Below are 21,407 nucleotides of genomic sequence, written 5' to 3' on the forward strand. Positions count from 1 at the left end.
AACCAGCGACCCATTTTCAAATTATCAAATTGCCTAATTTTCAAATTAATATAAATGGCTAAAAAAAAGTACTGGCAGAGTTTTACAGAGCTCAATAACAGTGAAGCCCATCAGCAGTTGGCCAATGATGAATTCCCGGAAGCATTACCGTCTCAACAAGCTGAAGGCAACGGATTAGCCAATACTCCGGCCTCCCGCAGAGACTTCTTAAAATATCTTGGTTTCAGTACTGCTGCTGCCATGGCTGCCGCCAGTTGCGAAACGCCTGTGCGTAAGGCAATCCCCTATGTAAACAGACCACAGGACATCATTCCCGGTGTAGCTGATTACTACGCTACCACTTATATCAGTGGTGGTGAAGCCATCCCCGTGATCGCCAAAGTACGCGACGGACGTCCCATCAAAATAGAAGGCAATACCTTATCATCTTATACCAAAGGCGCTACCACAGCGCGGGTACAGGCATCTGTACTTGACCTGTATGATACAGCCCGCCTGAAGCATCCCATGGCCAACGGTTCTGCCGCCAGCTATGAGTCCATTGATAAAATGATCACCGATGCGCTGGCTGTACTCGGAGGCGCTCCTGTAGTAGTGCTGACCAGCACCATTACTTCTCCTACTACGAAACAACTTATTGGCGAATTCCTGGCCAAATATCCGGGAAGCCGCCATGTTCAATACGATGCCGCTTCCTATAGCGGCCTGATACTGGCTAATGAAGCGACCCATGGTGTGAAAGCCATCCCTTCTTACCAGTTTGAAAATGCCAATGTAATTGTAAGCATCGGCGCCGACTTCCTCGGTACCTGGCTGAGCCCCGTTGAATTCCAGCGTGGTTATACGGCTGGCAGAAAGGTGAATGAAAAGAACCCCACCTTAAGCAAGCACTACCAGTTTGAGAGCATGATGAGCATGACCGGCGCCAATGCCGATGAGCGCTTTACCCACCGTCCTTCTGAGGCCGGTGTAGTAGCTGCTGCATTGCTCAGCGCTGTGAACGGACAGGGTGCTGCCGGCGTAAGCGGTAAGCTGAAAGAAGGCATTGAGAAAGCTGCTAAAGACCTGGCCGCCAACAGGGGCAAGGCACTGGTAGTTTGCAGCAGTAACAATCCCAGCATACAGATCATTGTCAATGCGATCAATGAAGCGCTCGGTGCTTATGGTTCTACCATTAACTGGGCTTCTCCCATCCTGACCCATCAGGGCCTCGATAGTGAAATGGCTACCCTCACAGCCGATATGGAAGCTGGTCGCGTAGGCGCTTTACTGGTATATGGTGTAAACCCGGCTTATGAGTACTTCGACGGCGAACGTTTCAAAAAAGCCCTTCAGCGTGTAAAACTGTCTGTATCGTTCAACGACAGGCAGGATGAAACCACGAAGGAGTGTAAATATATTTTACCTGCTCCCCACTTCCTGGAGAGCTGGGGCGATGCTGAACCAAAAGCAGGTTTATTCAGCATGATACAGCCTACCATCAATCCCTTGTTCCAGACAAGGCCATTCCAGGACGCGCTCCTGAAATGGGCTGGTAATGCTACAGCCGCCTATGATGTGTTCTTCAAAAACTACTGGACCAGCCGCCTGGGCAGCTATGATGCTTATACAAAAGCCCTGCAGGATGGTGTAGTAGAAGCTGCCGGTACCGGTGTAGCACCTTCCTTCAATGGAGCCGGTGTGGCACAGGCTGTTGCTGCGGCCACTGCTTTAAAGAAATCAGGCGATGTGGAACTGGTTATCTACCAGAAGGTATCCCTGGGCGATGGTAAACAAGGTAATAATCCCTGGTTGCTGGAAATGCCCGATCCTATTACCCGCGTAAGCTGGGACAACTACGCCATCATTTCTCCCCAAATGGCGAAGACGTATGGCATCAACCTGAGCGACCGTTGGGAAGCTGATAAATATGAGGTCAATCCGGAGAAACCGGTTATTACCATTAAAGTTGGCAATAAGGAAATATCGCTGCCTGTCATTGTAATACCTGGTGTACAATCCAATACCATTGCCATCGCAGTAGGTTACGGAAGGGCTAAGGAGATTGGCAGGTCTGTAGTTGCTATGGATGGTACAGCATTGGGCAAAAACGCTTATCCTTTGCTTAGCTACAATGGCGCTACCATTGATTGGGTGGCTACCAATGTTACGGTTGCCAAGACCAATGATATTTATAAAGTAGCGATGGTGCAAGTGCACAATAGCTATGAAGGTCGCCAGGAAGTACTGAAGGAAGTAACCCTGAAAGAATTCAAGGAAGATCCTAAAGTAATTTATAACGAAAGGGCTAAGGAACTGGAGCCCTGGGGTGGTATTGATGACTACGAAAAAGAAGGCACGCTGTATCCTACCCACCCACGTCCGGGTATCAAATGGGGTATGAGCATTGACCTCAACAGTTGTTATGGTTGCGGCGCCTGCGTGGTGGCTTGTAACGCAGAAAACAATATACCGGTAGTAGGTAAGCATGAAGTGATGCGCTACCATGATATGCACTGGCTGCGTATTGACCGTTACTTCAGCGGTAATCCCGAAGATCCGGAAAGCATCCAGACCGTATTCCAGCCCATGCTTTGCCAGCACTGCGACAATGCGCCTTGCGAAAACGTTTGTCCGGTAGCTGCTACCAACCACAGCACAGAAGGGTTGAACCAAATGACTTATAACCGTTGTATCGGTACAAGATATTGCTCCAATAACTGTCCGTTCAAAGTACGTCGCTTTAACTGGGCTGACTATACAGGCGCCGACAGCTTTGCCAACAACCAGGTTCCCCTGGTGGAAGAAGGTAAGCTGGATGATGTGGTGCTGATGATGAATGATGACCTCACCAGGATGGTGCTGAATCCTGATGTAACCGTACGTAGCCGTGGTGTGATTGAAAAATGCTCCTTCTGCGTACAGCGTTTACAGGAAGGTAAGCTGAAGGCCAAGAAAGCCGGCCGTCCGTTGGAAGATGAAGACGTTAAAACAGCTTGTCAGCAGGCTTGTGCGGCAGACGCCATTGTATTCGGCAATGCCAACAATCCCAACAGCGCTGTAAGCAAGGTGCGCAGTGAAAACAAGCTGCGTCTGTTCCATTCACTGGAGCAGATCCACGTACTGCCCAATGTGAGCTACCTGGCTAAAGTGCGTAACACCGATGAGATCAGTAATCTTGGCGTATTGACTGGCGAGAAACTGGCTGCTGCAGATGCACATGGTGCAGAAAAGAAAGAAGCTGCCGGTCATCATTAAGGCAATCAGTACTGAAGCGTTGATAAGGAAAAGGTAAAAACTAAAAAATTTCAGCTAAGGCCTAAAAGCTGATAGCTAAAAGCTAATAAACATGGCATCAAAGTACGAATCGTTAGTAAGACCCCCATTGGTTGATGGCACGAAGACTTATCACCAGGTTACGGAAGATATAGTACGTCCTATTGAGGCGCCGCCTACGCGCGCCTGGTGGATCGGCTTTATCATCTCTGTCATCTTGTTATTGTTTGGTGCCTATTCTATCTACCGCGAGGTAACTTATGGGGTAGGTCAGTGGAACCTTAATAAAACCATCGGATGGGGTTGGGATATCACCAACTTCGTGTGGTGGGTAGGTATCGGTCACGCCGGTACACTGATCTCTGCGATCCTGTTACTTTTCCGCCAGGGATGGCGTACCGGTGTAAACCGTGCTGCGGAAGCGATGACCATCTTCGCGGTAATGTGCGCCGGCCAGTTCCCGATCTGGCACATGGGTCGTGTGTGGATGGCCTTCTTTGTAATGCCTTATCCCAACACCCGTGGTCCGCTGTGGGTAAACTTTAACTCCCCCCTGTTGTGGGACGTATTCGCGATCTCTACTTACTTCACCGTGTCGCTGTTGTTCTGGTATTCCGGTCTTCTTCCTGACCTGGCTACCATCCGTGACCGCGCCAAACTGAAGTGGAGAAAACATATGTACGGTGTACTGTCATTCGGCTGGACCGGTTCTACCAAACACTGGCAACGTCATGAGAGTTTATCACTGGTACTGGCCGGGTTGAGTACCCCCCTGGTATTGTCGGTACACACGATCGTATCTTTTGACTTCGCTACCTCTGTAATTCCGGGATGGCATACCACGATCTTCCCGCCTTATTTCGTAGCGGGTGCGATCTTCTCCGGCTTTGCGATGGTGCAAACCCTGTTGCTGGTAACCCGTAAAGTATTGAAGCTGGAAGACTATATTACGATAGAGCACATTGAGGTGATGAATAAGGTAATTGTGTTAACCGGTTCTATCGTGGGTATTGCTTATTTAACAGAGCTGTTTATCTCCTGGTATGGAGCTAATAAATATGAGAACTGGGCTTTCTTCCAGAACAGGCTGAACCTGTTCAGCCCCTATGGCTGGAGCTACTGGCTGATGATGGGTTGTAACGTGCTCTCTCCACAGATCTTCTGGTTCCGCAAAATGAGAAGGAATATCGTGGTTACCTTCTTCATGTCGGTAATCGTGAATATCGGTATGTGGTTCGAGCGTTTTGTGATCATCGTAACTTCTATTTACCGGGATTACATTCCCAGTAGCTGGGCTACCTACTACCGTCCCACCATCTGGGAAGTAGGGTTTTACCTGGGTACTTTCGGGCTGTTCTTCACCTGCTACTTCCTGTTCTCGAAGTTCTTCCCGGTAATCGCGATTGCGGAGATCAAGCATATCCTGAAAAGATCAGGGGAAAGTTACAAGGCAAAAATGGTGGACGTGGAAGCCAAGACTGTGGAGGAATATTACCACGAAACCCAACATGCGCATCATTAATAGTTGAGTTATTCAAAACCGAAGAAATCAGGAATACAGAAACCAGAAATTTTAAAATCTTCATATGGCGGTTAAAAAATTTGTAGTGGGTTGTTTTGAGGAGGAGGATGTACTGTTTAATGCGGTAAAAAAAGTACGCAAAGCCGGCTATAAGCTGCATGATGTATATACTCCCATGCCTATCCATGGATTGGATACTGCTATGGGCCTCCGGGACACCAGCCTGCATACTGCCGGATTTGTGTATGGTATTACCGGTACTACCATTGCGCTGAGCAGCATCTCCTGGATCTTTACCACAGACTGGCCGCTCGACATAGGCGGTAAGCCACACCTGGCATTGCCGGCCTGGGTACCTATCTGCTTTGAGTTTACCGTATTGTGTGCTGCTGTAGGGATGGTATTGACCTTTTGCTACCTCTGCCAACTGGCGCCTTTTGTAAAAAAGCACCATTTCGACCTGCGTGCCACCGATGATAAATTTGTAATGGTGATCGAATGCACCGATAAGACCAATGTTGAAGAGGTAAAGGCTTTCCTGTCGGGTGCTGGTGCGCAGGAAATTAACGTACAGCATGCCGAAACCGGCTGGTGGCTGGGTCGCTATGATAAGGAAAGAAAACTTTTTGAAGAAAAAACGGAAACTGTTACAGCATAATCTGAATATTCAGTACGATGAAAAAATTATCAATCATAGTTGTTTTAGTAGCACTGGTAGTATGGAGTTGCGGTGATAAGAGGAACCCAGGCCGTGTATATATGCCCGATATGGCTTACAGCCGTGCCGTGGAAACCTATACATCCCTGGATACCTTCCGTGCACAAGGTATTAATTACAATGCGATGCCTGTGGCTGGCACCATTAAGCGCGGTGAATTAATGCCTTTCCCTATTGCACAGGATAAGCAGGGTGATACTACCAACTACATATTGTCCAAACAGGTAGCTAATCCTTTGCCCAAGCTGGACGAGGTGCAATTGAAAGAAGCAGAACGCTTATACCTGATCAACTGTGGTATATGTCATGGCGCCAAACTGGATGGCCAGGGCGTATTGCATAAGAGGAGCGATGGAACAGATGGCCCTTATGGCGCTGCTCCGGCCAACCTGATCAGTGGTGCTGCCTATGTGAATATGCCTGAGGGACAGATGTTCTATTCTGTTACCTATGGTAAAGGGCAAATGGGAAGTTATGCTTCTCAATTGAGCACCACACAACGCTGGATGGTGATCCAATATATCAAGAACAAGCAGACTGAAGCAAAAGGTGGCAGCTCAGAAGGTGCCGCTGCTGCTGATACTACTGTAAAAAAATAACTGACACGAGATACAGAAATTATAAATAGTTGATAATGGCTTCAAGAGAATTTTTTGAAATACCCAAGCGATACAAGACCTGGTCAACAGCTCTTATGGGAGTAGGCGTATTGTCATTGATCATTGCATTTATCGCTTATGGAAGAGGAGAACATCCGCAATTGTTCTGGGGCGCCCTGTTGCAGAACAGTGCTTTCTTCCTGCTGGTAGTAAATGCTGCTATGTTCTTTATCTGTGCTACTACCCTCGCTATGGGCGGCTGGCAAATGTCGTTCAGAAGAGTTACTGAAGCCATCTCAACTGCAGTAGTACCTATCGGCGTGATCACCGGTATTGTGTTGCTGCTCATCATATTCGTGCCAGGTACGCATATCTACCACTGGCTGCATCCGGAAGGCGATAAGATCCTTGAGTACAAAAAAGGATTCCTGAATGTGCCTTTCTATACTACCTGGACTGTGCTGACCATCGTATTGTGGATCGTTCTGGGCAAAAAGATGCGCTCTCTTTCCCGCGAACTGGATAATAATCCGTTACCTGATGTTGAATCAGGCCGTAAATACATCTTCAAGAACACTGTTTGGGCATCTTTGTTCATTGCCTGGTTTGGTTTAACTGTAATGTCTACTATTCCCTGGTTCTGGCTCATGAGCATCGATGCACACTGGTACTCTACCATGTATAGCTGGTATACCTTTGCCAGCACCTTTGTATCCGGCATGGCATTGATCGCCCTGTTTGTGATCTACATGAAAAACCAGGGCTACCTGGAATACACCAACCAGGAACACCTGCATGACCTGGGTAAGTTCATGTTTGCGTTCTCCATATTCTGGACCTACCTGTGGTTCTCCCAGTATATGCTGATCTGGTATGCTAACATTCCTGAGGAAACCGTATACTTTAAATCACGGATCGGCGCCCAGGGGCACAAGGCAGGCCCTTATAGCGGCATCTTCTGGTTCAGCTTTATCATCAACTTCATAGCTCCGTTATTAATACTGATGCGTCGTGGAACAAAGCGGAATTATACCGCCATGGTATTCATGGCAGTGGTGATTATCGTTGGCCACTGGTTCGATTTCTACCAGATGGTATTTGCCAGCATTGACCCCGAGCATGTAAACGTAGGTATGCTGTTACTTGATTTCGGTATTGCTGCAGGCTTTGTAGGTATTATCATGAATGCTACCGGCAATGCCCTGAGCAAGAACCCGCTTATAGCCAGGAACCATCCGTTCATAAAAGAAAGTATCATACACCACACGTAAGTGCTTATCAACACGTGTGTTGTTCAATAGTATTTAAACTTTGATAGGTCGAATTAAATTTATTGATAGATCATGACAACTACTGGAATATTTCTGTTAGCGATTCTCCTCCTCGGCTTTCTGATCACTTTTCAGATTGCCAAGGCCAGTGAGTATGTATCTGTGCTGAAAGGAGAGAAGAAAGCTTTCGAGCAAAACAACAGGATCAATGCGTTTTTGATGGTCGTGTTCCTGGTGCTGGGACTGGTAGGTGTTTGGTGGTGTAACGACCTGTTGTACCACAAAACACTGATGCCTTACCCTTCAGCTTCAGAGCATGGAAAGAATATTGATACCATGTTGTTCATCACTATTGGCATTTGTGGTGTTGTATTTGTGATTACACAGGTATTGTTGTTCTGGTTCGCCTATAAATACCAGCACAGTGAAAAAAGGCAGGCATTCTATTATCCGCACAACAATAAGCTGGAAGTGATCTGGACTACTGTTCCGGCCATTACACTCTGCGTACTGGTAGGTTTTGGTTTGTTCTACTGGTTCCGCATGACCGGTGATGCACCTGAGAATGCTATGCAGGTGGAGATTACCGGTAAGCAATTTGCGTGGATCTATCGCTATCCGGGTAAGGATAATACCTTCGGAAAGAAATACTACCGCAATATTGATGAAGCTGCAGGTAACCAGTTAGGCCTGCTGTGGAAAGATACCACCATCATTAAGTATAGCAGGGATCACCAGCCTGCCGGTGAGGCCAAACTGAAAGCTGACCCTGCCGGTTTTGACGATATTGTTGATAATACCGCCATGTACCTGGTAAAAGGCCAGCCGGTGAAACTGATCATTAATTCCCGTGATGTGATCCACGACGTAGGTTTATCTCACTTCCGCCTGAAGATGGATGCTGTACCCGGTACCCCTACTACTATGTGGTTCACCCCCCAATACACTACGGAGGAAATGAAACAGATCACCAAGAACCCGAAGTTTGAATATGAGATCTCCTGTGATCAGATGTGCGGAAACAGCCACTTCTCTATGAAGGGGATCATTAAAGTAGTTACACCAGAGGAATTCATCCTGTGGAGAGCGAAACAAAAGTCGGCTTATGCATTGGCTTTCCCGGCTCCTGAAGCTGCGCCTGCACCAACAGCAGACAGTACTGCAACAGGTGCCAAAGACACGGTTAAAACCGTAGCCAAGCATCCATAGTCAAAACGGTTAGTGTAGAAAAGAAAAAGAATTAACATCGCTATTAAATAATTTATCATGAGCAACGAAGCATTGCACGGGCATCCTGAGGTAGTCACCACGCATGAGGTGCATCACGATGAGCATCATGTACACCACCATAAAGAGACCTTTATTACCAAATACGTATTCAGTCAGGATCACAAGATGATCGCCAAACAGTTCCTGATAACGGGTATGGTGTGGGCTATCATCGGAGGTCTGATGTCTGTATTGTTCCGTTTGCAACTGGGCTATCCCGACCAAACTTTCCCCTGGCTGGAAGACGTGCTCGGCCGCTGGGCAAAGGGCGGAAAGATATCTCCCGAAAATTATTATGCGCTGGTTACCATGCACGGTACCGTACTGGTATTCTTCGTACTGACCGGTGGATTGAGTGGTACTTTTGCCAACTTCCTGATTCCCCTGCAGATCGGTGCCCGTGATATGGCTTCGCCTTTCATGAATATGCTGTCCTACTGGTTCTTCTTCGGTGGTAGCATTGTGATGATCTCTTCGCTCTTTATTCAGACTGGTCCTTTCAGCGGCGGCTGGACTGCTTATCCTCCGTTAAGTGCGCTGGGCGATGCTTCACCCGGTTCCAAAACCGGTATGGACCTCTGGATCACGGCGATGGCAATGTTCGTAGTTTCTTCCCTGCTCGGTGGTCTGAACTATATTTCTACTGTACTGAACATGCGTACAAAGGGTATGAGCATGACCAGGTTGCCATTGACTATCTGGGCCCTGTTCTTTACAGCCGTATTGGGTGTATTGTCATTCCCTGTATTGTTCTCCGGCTTTATCCTGCTGTTGTTCGATCGTCACGCAGGTACCAGCTTCTACCTGTCTGATATCTATATCGGTTCTATCAAACAGGCCCTGCCCAATGAAGGCGGTAGCGCTATCCTGTACCAACACTTATTCTGGTTCCTGGGTCACCCTGAGGTATACATCATCCTGTTACCTGCCATGGGTATGGCCTCTGAAATATTATCGGTTAATTCCCGTAAGCCCATCTTTGGTTATATGGCGATGGTGGGTTCTATGTTTGCGATTACCATCCTGGCCTTCCTGGTGTGGGCGCACCACATGTTTGTTACCGGTCTTAACCCATTCCTCGGTTCTGTATTCGTATTGCTCACCCTGCTTATCGCGGTACCTTCAGCGATCAAGGTGTTTAACTGGCTTACCACGATCTGGAAGGCCAACATACGGTTTACACCCGGTATGATGTTCGCACTGGGCTTTGTGAGCCTGTTTATCTCCGGTGGTCTTACAGGTATCTTCCTGGGTAACTCTACCCTCGATATCCACCTGCATGATACTTACTTTGTAATTGCCCACTTCCACATTGTAATGGGTGTATCTGCTTTCTTCGGCATGTTTGCCGGTATCTACCACTGGTTCCCCAAAATGTACGGCCGTTTTATGAACAATACCATGGCGTACATCCACTTCTGGGTAACACTGGCAGGCGCCTACCTCATCTTCTGGCCTATGCACTATGAAGGGTTGGCCGGTATGCCACGCCGCTACCTGGATTATTCTATCTGGGAATCATTCAAGCAATTTTCTGAGCTCAATAAGTTCATCTCTACAGTAGCTATGATCGTATTTGCCGTACAGTTAATGTTTGTGTTCAACTTCTTCTACTCTATTTTCAAGGGCAGGAAGGTAACTACACAAAACCCGTGGGGTGCTACTACCCTGGAATGGACTGCACCCATCAGGCCCGGACACGGTAACTGGCCTGGTGAAATACCTGAAGTTCATCGCTGGGCTTATGACTACAGCAAGGATGGACGTGACTTTATTCCGCAAACGGAGCCTATCGGCCCCAATGAGAGTAAGCACTAATGTTGAAGTGTAAGTGGTATTACCACAATCACTCACAACGTATAAACTTATATTAATGACGCAGCAGGAAACCGTGAAGCACAATAGCTCTTTAACAATAGCCGGCAAGGTACGGGACTATATGTTGCTGATTAAGTTCAGCCTCAGCTTCATGGTGGTGTTTTCTGCTGTTATCAGTTACCTGCTGGCTCCGAAAGTAGTGGTCTATGACTGGTCTATGATCATCTGGCTCTTTGTAGGCGGTATGCTGGTCACCGGCAGCGCCAACGCAGTGAACCAGGTAGTGGAGAGGGATACTGACGCCATGATGAAACGTACCGCCAAACGGCCCGTTGCATCGGGCAGGATGAGCGTAACAGAAGGATGGACATTTGCCATCATTACGGTAGTTGCCGGATTGTTGATACTGGGTTATTTTTTTAACCTGTTATCAGCCATCGTAGCTGCTGTAAGCTGGTTTATCTACGCCTTCATGTATACACCCCTGAAAAAGGTGAGCGCCATCGCTGTATTGCTGGGGGCCGTACCGGGGGCATTACCCTGTTTGATCGGCTGGGCTGCAGGGCAGGATGAACTGAGTATCGGAGGCTGGGTATTGTTTGGCATCCAGTTCTTCTGGCAGTTTCCGCACTTCTGGGCCATCGCCTGGATTGCGCATACCGACTATAGCAAGGCAGGTTTTAAGCTGATGCCTTCTGTGGAAGGACCCGGAAAGTACTCAGCCATCCAGTCTATCATTTATTCCCTGGTGTTGATACCGGTAGGCATGTTGCCTTACCTGATTGGAATGAGTGGTATCATGAGTTTCTGGATCATTGTAGCTGCGAATATTTTCATGACCTGGCAAAGCATACGGTTATACCGCGAAATGGAAGTGAAGGCAGCCAGGAGGGTCATGTTCAGCAGCTATATTTATCTGCCTATTGTGCTGCTGGCACTACTGGCCGATAAACTGTAAAGAATAAGTCAGCAATTGACATAGACCGTGTGATTTTGTGTAATTGATTGTAACATTGAACTGATTTAGAATGAATATCGTGAGTTCGCGCCAACAAAAAATCCATCCCCACAAGTTTACCTTGTGGATTGCCATCGGCAGCATCATTATGATGTTTGCAGGGCTTACCAGTGCCTATATCGTAAAAGGCGAGCAACCCGGATGGAGCACAGTGGTAGTGCCAAAGATCTTTTATTATTCAACGGCGGTAATGCTCATCAGCAGTTTCACCATGCAGGTAGCGCTGAAAGCGTTTAAAGAGCGCAGCATGCAGCAATACCGCAGCCTGATCACGGTGACCGCTGTATTGGGCTTATTGTTCATCACCATGCAGGTGATCGGCTTTAAGCAGCTATACCATTCCGGCATTAAGCTGGAAGGCGGGTCGGGAGCTGGACAGTTCCTTTATATCATTTTCGGCCTGCATGCCGTACACGTATTGGGGGGAGCTATCGCTTTACTCATTATGTTCTTTAAGGCGTTCAGCGCAAAGATCAGGAACTACAATGCAGTGCCTGTAGAAGTGGTAAGCACTTACTGGCATTTTGTAGACCTGTTGTGGGTATACCTGTTCGTTTTCTTCCTGATCAAGGGGTAGGAGTTATAGTAATTGAACATTGAACAAAAACAATTCGAACTTAAACTAATAACAACACATGGCACAAGCAGTACCAGCGAATCAAAAATGGTGGGGTGGCGGAAGAAGTCCCTTCAATGTGGAATATGGCAAGCTGATGATGTGGTATTTTTTGATGAGTGATGCCTTTACCTTTGGCGCATTCCTGATTGCATATGGCACCGTTCGCTTCTCCAGCAATGGCTGGCCCGACCCGAATGAGGTGTTCTCTTCTTTCCCTTTCGCAGGCCACACGCATATGCCCCTGGTATTTGTGAGTGTAATGACCTTCATCCTCATCATGAGTTCTGTAACCATGGTGCTGGCCGTAGGCGCTGGTCATAGCAATGACCGTAAGAGTGTATTAAAATGGTTATTCTGGACAATCATAGGCGGTATTGCCTTCCTGGGCTGCCAGGCATGGGAATGGACGCACTTGTATCACCAGGGCGCCTGGTGGGGTAAGAATCCTTTCCATAATTTCGGCGGTACAGAAGCTTCTACCAACTTCACCAACTTCTTTTTCACCATCACCGGTTTCCATGGTTTCCACGTATTCTCCGGGGTTATCATCAACATCATCATGTTTATCATGACTTACAGAGGGGTATTTGACCGCAGGGGCCATTACCTGATGATTGAAAAAGCTGGTTTATACTGGCACTTTGTAGACCTGGTATGGGTATTTGTATTCACTTGCTTCTACCTGTTCTAATTTAGATTTGATCAACGCTAACAAGCAATACAATTTATTATGGAAAAGTTTGAAACACCACATACTGCGGAGCACGGACATGAGGAAAAACACAGCTTCGATACAAAAGCTATCTGGAGAACATTCTGGATCTTATTGGTGATCACCTGTATTGAGCTGATCGTGGGTATGTTCATCGCGCCCCACTTTCATTCCCTGAAACTGATGTTTAATATCCTGTACATCATTTTCACTGCTGCCAAGGCGTTCTATATCATTGCCGAGTTCATGCACCTGCGTCATGAGATCAAGAATATGATCATGACCATTGCCATACCTGCGCTGTTGTTCATCTGGTTCATTGCCGCCTTCCTTTGGGATGGCAACTCCTACAAGAACCTCCGGAATGACTATGACCGCCACCACAAAGAGCAAAGTACTGTTCCGGTAGAGAAAAAAGCTGCCGGCCATGGCGAGCATGCGGAAGAAAGCCACAAGCCTGAGTCTGTTCACTAAACACCTGTAAAAAGGTATTTATATAGCTGAAACCATCCCGCCGCGGCGGGATGGTTTTTTTATTTATTGGCTGCTTTTCCTACCCAAAACCAGTATTGCATCGTTTCCTGTGGTAACTTTGCGCAGCAAAATAAATAACGTGAGCCAGAAAGCATTGTTAGCCTTGTGTATTGCCATCCTGCTGCCGGTAGCCAGTTATTTTATTGTAAAGTCGGTTAGCCGGGATGCTGTTAATATGCCTCGCAAGTTTTATCCGGAAGACACTATTGATACTGTGATCAATGGTAAAAAGGTAACGGATACTGTTTGGTACCAGTTGCCCAATGCTACCTTCACCAATCAACTGGGCAACCAGGTATCGCTGGATGAACTGCGCGGACGTATTATTATTGCCGATTTCTTTTTTACGCGCTGTCCTTCTATCTGTCCTTCCCTGACCCGTAATATGAAAGGCCTGCAGGAAAGCCTGAAGATGAAAGATATCACGAAACGTATTGATACTACTTTTGTGCAATTCCTGTCTTTCAGTGTAGATCCCGAAAGAGACTCGGTACCGGTGCTTAAGAAGTATGCTGATAAATTCGGGGTGAACCATGATGTGTGGTGGATGCTTACAGGCCCCAAGAAACAGATCTATGATTTTATCCTGCACGATATCAGGCTTCCCGCCCAGGATGGAGGCACAGTAGACTCTCTTTTTATTCATACGGAGAAGTTTGTGCTCATTGATAAGCAGGGTATCATCCGCGGTTATTACAATGGACTGGATTCAGCCGCTTTATCCAAACTGGCGGAAGATCTCACCCTGCTCATGCTGGAAAAAGACAAGAGAAAGCCCTCTCCGGTACTGGCTGAATTGCTTTCGCTGTGGCCCATTTTCCTGATGGTGATAGCCGGCGTGGCCCTATTCGTATGGGTGGTGCGCAGACCCCGATTAAACACGAAATAGTTATACTTATGTTAGCTCCTGTATTGGAAAAAAATGACAAAAAGGCCTGGTGGCTTATCGGTATCTTTTCCTTCGTGGTATTTGCTGCTGTGGTGGTGCTTGGCCGCGTGAAACTGGATGTGGACCCTGGCTTTGATATCCATGTTTTTGCCAAAGCCAATGCGATCATCAATTCCGCAGTAACGTTGTTGCTGGCAGTGGGGCTGATAACAGTAAAGCAGCGGAAATATGAGCTGCACAAAAAGATCATGTTTACGGCCATGATCTTATCCGTTCTCTTTCTTGTTTCTTACATCTGTCATCACCTGCTGGCCGGTGATACAAAGTTTGGCGACCTCGATCATGATGGTGTAGTAAGTGAAGCAGAAAAAGCCAAGGTGACTGGGTTGCGTACCTTTTACTATATCATTCTCGGAACACATATTCCCCTGGCCGCCATCATACTGCCTTTTGTATTGTTTACAGCCTATCGTGCGATGATAGCTGAATTTCCCAGGCATAAAAAGCTGGCGCGTATTACCTGGCCCATATGGTTTTATGTTTCTGTTACCGGTGTGCTGGTGTACCTGCTCATCAGTCCGTATTATTGAGTATATTGGACTAAACTTATTGCATGCAACAGGATGCTTTCAAGGCATTGAAAATACTGCACTTAGCAATAACAGGTGGTTTTCTCCTGATTACGGCCATCTTTATTCTCCTTGTTCAGCTCGGACAATGGCAATCAATAGACCCTACCCTGGAAAGGACCTTACAGGTAGTGGCCGTGGTGGTATCCATAGCAGCATTACTGGTGGGTTTTAACCTCTTCAAAAGAAAGATAATGGAAGCCCGCAATAGTACGGCGCCGGGCGAAACCAGGATGGGTATGTACCGTACTGCCTGCATCCTTTGGTGGGCCATGATAGAGGGGCCGGGACTACTGGCTGTTATATGCTTTATGATTACCGGTGGTTATGCCTTTATTGCATTGGCCGGTTTTCATATTCTGCTCCTGCTCGTTTTTATGCCCCGGAAAGACAATATTATCGTTTTGCTGAACCTCAATAGCCAGGAAGTGACGCGACTGGAAGGGCAACGCTAAACCTGTCAGGTTTAGATCAGTTCTTTAGCAGGGTCCCAGAACAGTTGCTTAAAATTTACCACGGTATCTTTCTTCACTTTAATACCTTCTTTCTCCAACAACTCTTTCATGCGGGTGGGGGTGGCAAAATGATGCTTGCCGCTCAACATGCCATTCCGGTTCACCACGCGGTGGGCAGGTATTTTAGGTTTCACCTTATCAGCGCCATGCATGGCCCAGCCCACCATACGTGAGGAAGATTTAGCGCCCAGGCAGGCTGCAATAGCGCCATAGGAAGTAACGCGTCCCTTGGGTATTTGCCGGGCTACTTCAAATACCAGTTCGAAAAAAGTATTGTCTTTACGCCCGGCGGGTGTAATACTGGCCAGTTTCTCTTTTTTAACCGGCCTGACCGTTGTCTTGCGTGTAGCCATCCTGTTTTCTTTTATTGAGTAGTTCAGTACGGCGTGGTTCAGGAACGTTCCTATAATCATAGGGACAATGTAAACAACCATTGCCGCAACATTGTCCCCGCTCCAGGTGATACCGGGCTGTAAACACCATGTATCCCTGCTCATTATAATAATAATCAACGCCTTCTGTCAGAGTCTTCTTCACGCAGCAATTCTTTTAAAGCATCATTTTTATCAGGGAGCGGTGTGGCCGGCAAACTGAATTGCAGGTAATGGATCCGGTTGCTTTGGGCAATGTCCAGACTTTCATAATGCGTTTTGATCTTCAGTACTTCGCTAACATTATCACTGCCATAAACATCGTCACTATCCTGCATTACTGGTAGCTCATGCAGGTCAATCACCCATTTGGTAAACCGGTACAGGTTAGGGCTATCTGTTTTCAGGTTAATATAACCGCCAGGTTTCAGTATTTGTTGGTACAGCCGGAGGAATTTAGGGTGGGTAAGCCGCTTTTTGGCTTTGCCGGTACGCAATTGGGGGTCAGGGAAGGTGATCCATATCTCTGATACCTCACCAGGTGCGAAATAGCTGGCGATCTGGTCAATTTGTGTACGCAGGAAGGCTACGTTACCAAGCTGTTCCTGCAGGGCCTTTTTAGCCCCTACCCAGATGCGGTTACCTTTCAGGTCTATGCCCAGGAAGTTCTTATCCGGAAACAGCCTGCCCAATCCTACCGCATATTCCCCTTTGCCGCAGGCCAGCTCCAGCACGATGGGATTCTCATTTTTAAAAAACGCCGCCCACCGTCCCGGCATATTTTCCGGGTATTGCAGCACATTGGGGAAGGTGGCCATCTCTGCAAAGCGTACCAGTTTCTTTTGACCCATAGGCCGCAAAAGTAGCGAAATCAAAAAACCCGCTGAAAAGAAGGGTAATTCTTTCAACGGGTTATGCCGGCCGCAGAGGTGCCCAGGGGTTATCGATTATTAGTCGATATCGTTGTTATCACAGGTATATTCGATTTCAGTTACAGGTATATTAAAGAAAGAAGGCTGAGATGAATTGGCTCCTGATATAGGATAAGCAGTGGGCAGGTTTTTGCTGTTATAGCTAAGTGCTGTTACGCGATTGTTCATACTGTAATCACGGTTCATAAAGGCCAATACCAGGCTGGTGCGGAGGTAATTGGTTTTGTTGTCGTAGGTAGCACCAGGCCTGATCAGGTTGCCCTGCGCATCATAACTGTAAGTAGTGACATGTTCCGAACCGGGTATTCCCACTACTTTGAAAGCTACCTGGGAGATACGTCCCTTTGAATCATAGGAGTATTCATTTACAAATGTTTGATAGAAAGAGGCGGGGTTATTAACATCTGTGCCTGCATACAAGGTAGTATCCCGTACAATGAAGTGGTTATTGTCATAAAAATACCTGGTGTAATACTCAATATTATCCGAAGCATATTGGGCTTTAAAAGTCGTCAGACGGCGATGGTTGTCATAATAAAAATAATAATGAGGTCTGCCGGTAGTAGGCACACTCTGGATAATGCTTACCGGATCGCCCCAGGCATTGTTGGTGAACGTAGAGACGTTCACTTCTACCGGACTGTTGAGATCATACTGGTACCTGGAAATGATCTTTTCAATTTTACAGGGAACTTCAAAATGTCCTCTTTTTTTGCAGGACACGGAAAAGAGCACGGCGGACAGGGCTACGAAGCGGAGAAGGCTGGATACTCGCATACAATAAATAGGTTTAAATGGTTGATAGTAAAATGATGACCGAAATTACTTCTTATTTTAAATTAAAAAACACTCATAAGTTATTTAATTATGAATAATATGTGTAGAAATGGACATACGAATGCCAGGCAGTTAAGGAAGAGGAAAACTGCGTAAAAAATTAATCAGGTATTGGAATAACAGGATACTGAAAGGAGACACATCGGGTGAAGGAACAGCGTCGTAGAGGAAATAAAGATAAAGCGCCGGGCTTATTTTACCAAAATGGGAATAAAAAAAGAAACCCTCCCGGAAGAATCCGACAGGGTGTATGTGTTGCTTGCTCTGGCTGTAGAGGGAGGATTCGAACCTCCACGGGGCAGTTAGCTGTAGCGCAATCTGTGGTGGTCAACCCCAGTCATCCCGAAGGACGGCATTACACTACGTTTATCCTGTGACCCCCACCCCCGAGACAAGGGGGCATGTCTGCCAAAGTTCCATCACTCCACAGTATAGGTCTGTATTTAAAGAACGATTACAGTGCAATATTAAAGAAATATGCCTGTTCATTGAGAATTATTCAACAAAAATTTTGAAAGTTTCGATATTCTACAAATATTTGCACAATTGTTTGATTTTTTACAAAAAACGATTGCTAAAATGGGAGCTAAATTGAATCTTGATAAACTCGACCTGCAGATCATCCATGAGATGATGGATAATGCCGAGATATCTTATGCAGACCTGGGTAAGAAGCTGTTTGTATCCGGGGGCACCATTCATGTGCGTATCAAAAAGCTACAGGAAGCCGGAGTAGTGAAAGGTACAAAATTAAACGTTGACCTCAAGCAGATGGGGTATGATGTCATTGCCTTTATTGGGATATACCTCGAAAAGAGCTCACTTTATGATTCCGTAGCCAAAGAACTGCAAAAAATACCTGAGATCACCCGCCTCAACTATACCACTGGCAATTATAGCATGTTTGCCGAGATCATCTGCCGTGATATTAATCAATTGCGTTTTGTATTACACGATGAACTACAGAAAATCAAAGGTATAGAACGTACGGAAACCTTTATTTCCCTGGAAGAAAGCTTTAACCGCAATGTACAGGTGCTGGCCTGATAAATTTCCCCCCTGTACAATAAAATTCATCTTTCAAATGAGGCGATTTAATATTAGCTTTAGCGCAGGTTCCAATCAATAACTAATGCACATGAAAAAGATCGTATTATTAAGCCTTACATTATTAACCCTGGCCACTTTTTCTTCCTGTGGTAAAGGAGGAGGTGGTGGAGGCGGTTGTTCCGAAGCCGCTATGCAGGTGAATACCACACCCGCTATTAATACTACTGAACCCGCCGCGCCCGGCCCTAATTTCCCTTTACAGGTAAATATCACTGCCGGTTTGCCCACAGCAGGCGTTACCATTGAAGTAACCGCAAGCCCGGATGCCGGTGGTTCACCTTTCTTTACACAAACCCTGCCGGATGTAAAAACGGCTATTAGTAATTTCACCATTACCAATACCCCTTCAACTACCCTCAGTGTGGTAAAGATCACCATAACGTCCAAGAGCTGCGCCTCCAATAAATGGACCGGCAGCTATCGTTATTCCAGGAAATAGATTGTAAGTAATTAATCAGTCCGCTATACATGTTTCAACCAGTTACTGGCTACCGGTAACTGGTTGTTGCTTTTATGCCTTTACCTGCAAGGCATCCCTTAATCCATTGCCCAGCATATTAAAGGCCAGTACCAGTAACATAATGGCAAACCCCGGCGCCAGCGCCAGCATCGGGTTATGGGTTATAATGAAGTTATAGTTCTCTTTGATCATTAAGCCCCAGCTTGGCTGCGGAGGTTGAACGCCTACTCCCAAAAAACTTAACCCTGCTTCTATTACAATGGCTGATGCAAAATTAGAAGCTGCCACCACCATGACCGGTCCCATCACATTGGGCAGCACATGGCGTACAATAATACGCGGATGCGAAAAGCCCAGTGCACGCGCTGCCTCTACATATTCCATTTCCCGCACGCTCAATACCTGCCCGCGTATGATACGCGCTACATTGACCCACATCGTGAGGCCAATAGCGATGAATACCTGCCAGAATCCTTTGCCCAGCATCAGGGTAATGGCAAACACCAGTAATAAAGTAGGGATGCTCCAGATAACATTGATGAACCACATAATGGCATCATCCACCCATCCCCTGAAATAACCAGCCAGTGAACCCAGTAATACACCAATGCTCAGGGATATTAATACGGTGATCAGACCCACGCTCAGACTTACGCGCACCCCCACCAATAGCCTGCTGAGGATATCGCGGCCATATTTGTCGGTGCCGAGGTAAAAGGTTTCCTTGACAATCCTGTAATCGCCCTTAGCGCCTCCTTCTTCCCAACGTGTTGCCTGCAACGGATAGGCCACCCGCTCAGTAATACCTTCATCAATAAACTGCTGAATGATCAGGCTGTCCCGGGTAGTTGTATAACTGCTAATAGGAATATATTGGTATTGGTCCTCACGGCCATTCATCAGGCGTGTGAAAAAAGACACTTTTTCTATAACACGGTCTTTGGGCAGTAACAAAAACTGTTGCTTAAACCCAGGCTTCTGCCCGCCGATTTCCACGATCATCCTGTTGGCATTGGGTGTTCCGTCAGGAGCCAGTACATGCGCCAGCAATGCTACCAGTAAGGCGAGCATAATGATCACGATACCAAATAAAGCGCCTTTATTGCGTTTTAATCGTCGCCAGGTAGAACGTGTTGCGGCAGTGGCCATTGGTGAAATATAGTATTGGTAATGTACGTTTACTTTTTAATGATCCTTCCTTTCCATTCATACTTTCCGAATTTGCCCAGCCATCCTGCTATAATAGTATATAGAATATGAAGGGGCTGCAAAAAAGGAAAATACTTCATCAGCGCAGTTTGATCGAAGAAAATAGTGACGGCATGCACAAAGGGAAACTCAATGAGCAGTTTGGCCAGTAACAACAGCAGGCAAAAGAAGAGCCAGATGTTCTGCCAGCAGGCTGCTATGGCGGCCACCAGGAAACAAACATTGATCAGGTACACCAGTAGCAGCGTCCAGAAAATGCGCTTGTCATCATAGCTATCGGCTTTACTGGCCCAACGGATCCGTTGATGAAAAAAAGCTTTCCAGGTGGCTGCCGGCGCAGTAGATACAATGGCTTCTTTGGCTTTGAGGTAAAATACCTGGTTGGGATATTTTTTATAGATCTTATGCATCAGCAGCATATCATCGCCGGAAGGGATATTGTCAATGCTGTCGAAGCCGTTGACTTCCTCAAATGCCTTTTTCTCATAGGCGAGGTTAGCGCCATTGCACATGGAATAAAAACGTTTGGATACTGCCGCCCCGGTGATGCCTTGTAAAGTGATAAAATCCAATGACTGAAAAATATCCAGCAGGGAAGAGCGGCCCGTTATTTTTACAGGCGCTGCGATGAATTTGGCTTGCGTTGATTCATACAAGGCAGCAATACTATCCAGCCACTGTTCTCCGAATTGGCAGTCCGCATCGGTTGTAACGATCAGGCTACCCTTTGCGTTGCGGATGCCCACCTCAATAGCTTTTTTCTTGTAAGAACGAATTGGGTCCCTGCTGTCAATATAATCCGACAGGTTCAGCACGTTTAATGACAGCTCCGGGGAAGTTATGTTACGCAATACAGACAGGGAATTGTCAGTAGAATGATCATCTACAATAATTACTTCATATAGTGATTTGGGATAGCGCTGGTTATTCAGCGACTGTAACAGGGCAGGCAGGTTGCTTTCTTCATTGCGGGCAGCAATGATCACGGAGATCAATGTGCGGGGTTGGGTACCGGGCAACCGGAAAATGGGCAATTGGTTCCAGGCCCGGTGATAAAAATTAATCAGGATGGCATAAGCCACCATCAGTAAAAAGAATATGAAAAGGAATACTGGCATGT

General features: G+C 46.7%; 22 protein-coding genes. 16 read left to right on the forward strand and 6 right to left on the reverse strand.

The window, feature by feature from the left end; genetic code table 11:
* Nucleotides 1–54: 54 nt before the first annotated feature.
* From HB364_RS05995 to HB364_RS06060, 14 genes are all read left to right on the forward strand, one after another.
* Entirely contained in the window at nt 55–3,237 is a 3,183-nt protein-coding gene (locus tag HB364_RS05995; RefSeq protein WP_167286959.1) for a TAT-variant-translocated molybdopterin oxidoreductase, read from the forward strand.
* Between the two features lie 91 nt (nt 3,238–3,328).
* Entirely contained in the window at nt 3,329–4,777 is a 1,449-nt protein-coding gene (gene nrfD / locus HB364_RS06000; protein WP_167286960.1) for an NrfD/PsrC family molybdoenzyme membrane anchor subunit, read from the forward strand.
* A gap of 64 nt (nt 4,778–4,841) precedes the next feature.
* Entirely contained in the window at nt 4,842–5,435 is a 594-nt protein-coding gene (locus HB364_RS06005; protein ID WP_167286961.1) for a DUF3341 domain-containing protein, read from the forward strand.
* Between the two features lie 17 nt (nt 5,436–5,452).
* A complete protein-coding gene (locus HB364_RS06010) occupies nt 5,453–6,094 on the forward strand; it encodes a c-type cytochrome (RefSeq protein ID WP_167286962.1) in 642 nt (213 codons plus the stop codon).
* Between the two features lie 35 nt (nt 6,095–6,129).
* A complete protein-coding gene (locus HB364_RS06015) occupies nt 6,130–7,365 on the forward strand; it encodes a quinol:cytochrome C oxidoreductase (RefSeq protein WP_167286963.1) in 1,236 nt (411 codons plus the stop codon).
* A gap of 72 nt (nt 7,366–7,437) precedes the next feature.
* Nucleotides 7,438–8,574, forward strand: coding sequence for a cytochrome c oxidase subunit II (locus HB364_RS06020; RefSeq protein WP_167286964.1), 1,137 nt, complete (start codon nt 7,438–7,440; stop codon nt 8,572–8,574).
* Between the two features lie 57 nt (nt 8,575–8,631).
* Nucleotides 8,632–10,452, forward strand: a complete 1,821-nt coding sequence (locus HB364_RS06025; RefSeq protein WP_167286965.1) for a cytochrome c oxidase subunit I — start codon at nt 8,632–8,634, stop codon at nt 10,450–10,452.
* A 55-nt stretch (nt 10,453–10,507) separates the two neighbouring features.
* Nucleotides 10,508–11,410, forward strand: a complete 903-nt coding sequence (cyoE, locus tag HB364_RS06030; RefSeq protein WP_167286966.1) for a heme o synthase — start codon at nt 10,508–10,510, stop codon at nt 11,408–11,410.
* A gap of 70 nt (nt 11,411–11,480) precedes the next feature.
* Nucleotides 11,481–12,047 (forward strand): cytochrome c oxidase subunit 3, encoded by a 567-nt coding sequence (locus HB364_RS06035; protein WP_167286967.1) that lies wholly within the window; start codon nt 11,481–11,483, stop codon nt 12,045–12,047.
* Nucleotides 12,048–12,105: 58 nt separating this feature from the next.
* The gene (locus HB364_RS06040; RefSeq protein WP_167286968.1) at nt 12,106–12,780 is read left to right on the forward strand and encodes a cytochrome c oxidase subunit 3; all 675 of its coding nucleotides are present in this window, start codon (nt 12,106–12,108) and stop codon (nt 12,778–12,780) included.
* 39 nt (nt 12,781–12,819) lie between these two features.
* Nucleotides 12,820–13,275 (forward strand): cytochrome C oxidase subunit IV family protein, encoded by a 456-nt coding sequence (locus HB364_RS06045; RefSeq protein ID WP_167286969.1) that lies wholly within the window; start codon nt 12,820–12,822, stop codon nt 13,273–13,275.
* A 139-nt stretch (nt 13,276–13,414) separates the two neighbouring features.
* Nucleotides 13,415–14,224 (forward strand): SCO family protein, encoded by an 810-nt coding sequence (locus tag HB364_RS06050; protein ID WP_167286970.1) that lies wholly within the window; start codon nt 13,415–13,417, stop codon nt 14,222–14,224.
* Between the two features lie 8 nt (nt 14,225–14,232).
* Nucleotides 14,233–14,814, forward strand: a complete 582-nt coding sequence (locus HB364_RS06055; protein ID WP_167286971.1) for a DUF420 domain-containing protein — start codon at nt 14,233–14,235, stop codon at nt 14,812–14,814.
* Nucleotides 14,815–14,837: 23 nt separating this feature from the next.
* The gene (locus tag HB364_RS06060) at nt 14,838–15,308 is read left to right on the forward strand and encodes a hypothetical protein (protein WP_167286972.1); all 471 of its coding nucleotides are present in this window, start codon (nt 14,838–14,840) and stop codon (nt 15,306–15,308) included.
* Nucleotides 15,309–15,319: 11 nt separating this feature from the next.
* On the opposite strand, the gene HB364_RS06065 is transcribed toward HB364_RS06060, so the two are convergent.
* The 4 genes from HB364_RS06065 to HB364_RS06080 all read right to left on the reverse strand — a co-directional run bounded on the left by HB364_RS06065 (nt 15,320) and on the right by HB364_RS06080 (nt 17,448).
* Nucleotides 15,320–15,721: an MGMT family protein gene (locus tag HB364_RS06065; protein WP_167286973.1), complete on the reverse strand. Its 402-nt coding sequence runs from the start codon at nt 15,719–15,721 to the stop codon at nt 15,320–15,322.
* The gene (locus tag HB364_RS06070; protein ID WP_167286974.1) at nt 15,687–15,905 is read right to left on the reverse strand and encodes a DUF5522 domain-containing protein; all 219 of its coding nucleotides are present in this window, start codon (nt 15,903–15,905) and stop codon (nt 15,687–15,689) included. Before HB364_RS06070 ends, HB364_RS06065 begins: the two co-directional genes overlap by 35 nt.
* Complete coding sequence (gene trmB / locus HB364_RS06075) at nt 15,877–16,590, reverse strand: tRNA (guanosine(46)-N7)-methyltransferase TrmB (protein WP_167286975.1); 714 nt, start codon at nt 16,588–16,590, stop codon at nt 15,877–15,879. Before trmB ends, HB364_RS06070 begins: the two co-directional genes overlap by 29 nt.
* A gap of 99 nt (nt 16,591–16,689) precedes the next feature.
* Nucleotides 16,690–17,448 carry a hypothetical protein gene (locus HB364_RS06080; protein ID WP_167286976.1) on the reverse strand — a complete coding sequence of 253 codons (759 nt, stop codon included), beginning with the start codon at nt 17,446–17,448 and terminating at the stop codon, nt 16,690–16,692.
* Nucleotides 17,449–18,087: 639 nt separating this feature from the next.
* On the opposite strand from HB364_RS06080, the gene HB364_RS06085 reads away from it, so the two are divergent.
* Nucleotides 18,088–18,555, forward strand: coding sequence for an Lrp/AsnC ligand binding domain-containing protein (locus HB364_RS06085; RefSeq protein WP_167286977.1), 468 nt, complete (start codon nt 18,088–18,090; stop codon nt 18,553–18,555).
* A 91-nt stretch (nt 18,556–18,646) separates the two neighbouring features.
* Nucleotides 18,647–19,057: a hypothetical protein gene (locus HB364_RS06090; protein WP_167286978.1), complete on the forward strand. Its 411-nt coding sequence runs from the start codon at nt 18,647–18,649 to the stop codon at nt 19,055–19,057.
* Between the two features lie 72 nt (nt 19,058–19,129).
* Here the strand turns inward: HB364_RS06090 and HB364_RS06095 are convergent, their stop codons facing one another.
* Both HB364_RS06095 and HB364_RS06100 read right to left on the reverse strand, forming a co-directional pair.
* The gene (locus tag HB364_RS06095; RefSeq protein WP_167286979.1) at nt 19,130–20,227 is read right to left on the reverse strand and encodes an ABC transporter permease; all 1,098 of its coding nucleotides are present in this window, start codon (nt 20,225–20,227) and stop codon (nt 19,130–19,132) included.
* A gap of 29 nt (nt 20,228–20,256) precedes the next feature.
* Nucleotides 20,257–21,405, reverse strand: a complete 1,149-nt coding sequence (locus HB364_RS06100) for a glycosyltransferase (protein ID WP_167286980.1) — start codon at nt 21,403–21,405, stop codon at nt 20,257–20,259.
* Nucleotides 21,406–21,407 lie beyond the last annotated feature (2 nt).

Source organism: Paraflavitalea devenefica, assembly GCF_011759375.1.
Taxonomy (GTDB): domain Bacteria; phylum Bacteroidota; class Bacteroidia; order Chitinophagales; family Chitinophagaceae; genus Paraflavitalea; species Paraflavitalea devenefica.

What these genes read in the sequence shown, in the direction of transcription:
- HB364_RS06020 (WP_167286964.1), top strand. Translation starts at nt 7,438, where the DNA reads ATGACAACTACTGGAATATTTCTGTTAGCGATTCTCCTCCTCGGCTTT.
- HB364_RS06055 (WP_167286971.1), top strand. Translation starts at nt 14,233, where the DNA reads ATGTTAGCTCCTGTATTGGAAAAAAATGACAAAAAGGCCTGGTGGCTT.
- HB364_RS06090 (WP_167286978.1), top strand. Translation starts at nt 18,647, where the DNA reads ATGAAAAAGATCGTATTATTAAGCCTTACATTATTAACCCTGGCCACT.
- HB364_RS06025 (WP_167286965.1), top strand. Translation starts at nt 8,632, where the DNA reads ATGAGCAACGAAGCATTGCACGGGCATCCTGAGGTAGTCACCACGCAT.
- HB364_RS06095 (WP_167286979.1), bottom strand. Translation starts at nt 20,227, where the DNA reads ATGGCCACTGCCGCAACACGTTCTACCTGGCGACGATTAAAACGCAAT.
- HB364_RS06005 (WP_167286961.1), top strand. Translation starts at nt 4,842, where the DNA reads ATGGCGGTTAAAAAATTTGTAGTGGGTTGTTTTGAGGAGGAGGATGTA.
- HB364_RS06065 (WP_167286973.1), bottom strand. Translation starts at nt 15,721, where the DNA reads ATGGCTACACGCAAGACAACGGTCAGGCCGGTTAAAAAAGAGAAACTG.
- HB364_RS06010 (WP_167286962.1), top strand. Translation starts at nt 5,453, where the DNA reads ATGAAAAAATTATCAATCATAGTTGTTTTAGTAGCACTGGTAGTATGG.
- cyoE (WP_167286966.1), top strand. Translation starts at nt 10,508, where the DNA reads ATGACGCAGCAGGAAACCGTGAAGCACAATAGCTCTTTAACAATAGCC.
- HB364_RS06080 (WP_167286976.1), bottom strand. Translation starts at nt 17,448, where the DNA reads ATGCGAGTATCCAGCCTTCTCCGCTTCGTAGCCCTGTCCGCCGTGCTC.
- nrfD (WP_167286960.1), top strand. Translation starts at nt 3,329, where the DNA reads ATGGCATCAAAGTACGAATCGTTAGTAAGACCCCCATTGGTTGATGGC.
- HB364_RS06060 (WP_167286972.1), top strand. Translation starts at nt 14,838, where the DNA reads ATGCAACAGGATGCTTTCAAGGCATTGAAAATACTGCACTTAGCAATA.
- HB364_RS06035 (WP_167286967.1), top strand. Translation starts at nt 11,481, where the DNA reads ATGAATATCGTGAGTTCGCGCCAACAAAAAATCCATCCCCACAAGTTT.
- HB364_RS06085 (WP_167286977.1), top strand. Translation starts at nt 18,088, where the DNA reads ATGGGAGCTAAATTGAATCTTGATAAACTCGACCTGCAGATCATCCAT.
- HB364_RS06045 (WP_167286969.1), top strand. Translation starts at nt 12,820, where the DNA reads ATGGAAAAGTTTGAAACACCACATACTGCGGAGCACGGACATGAGGAA.
- HB364_RS06100 (WP_167286980.1), bottom strand. Translation starts at nt 21,405, where the DNA reads ATGCCAGTATTCCTTTTCATATTCTTTTTACTGATGGTGGCTTATGCC.
- HB364_RS05995 (WP_167286959.1), top strand. Translation starts at nt 55, where the DNA reads ATGGCTAAAAAAAAGTACTGGCAGAGTTTTACAGAGCTCAATAACAGT.
- HB364_RS06015 (WP_167286963.1), top strand. Translation starts at nt 6,130, where the DNA reads ATGGCTTCAAGAGAATTTTTTGAAATACCCAAGCGATACAAGACCTGG.
- trmB (WP_167286975.1), bottom strand. Translation starts at nt 16,590, where the DNA reads ATGGGTCAAAAGAAACTGGTACGCTTTGCAGAGATGGCCACCTTCCCC.
- HB364_RS06040 (WP_167286968.1), top strand. Translation starts at nt 12,106, where the DNA reads ATGGCACAAGCAGTACCAGCGAATCAAAAATGGTGGGGTGGCGGAAGA.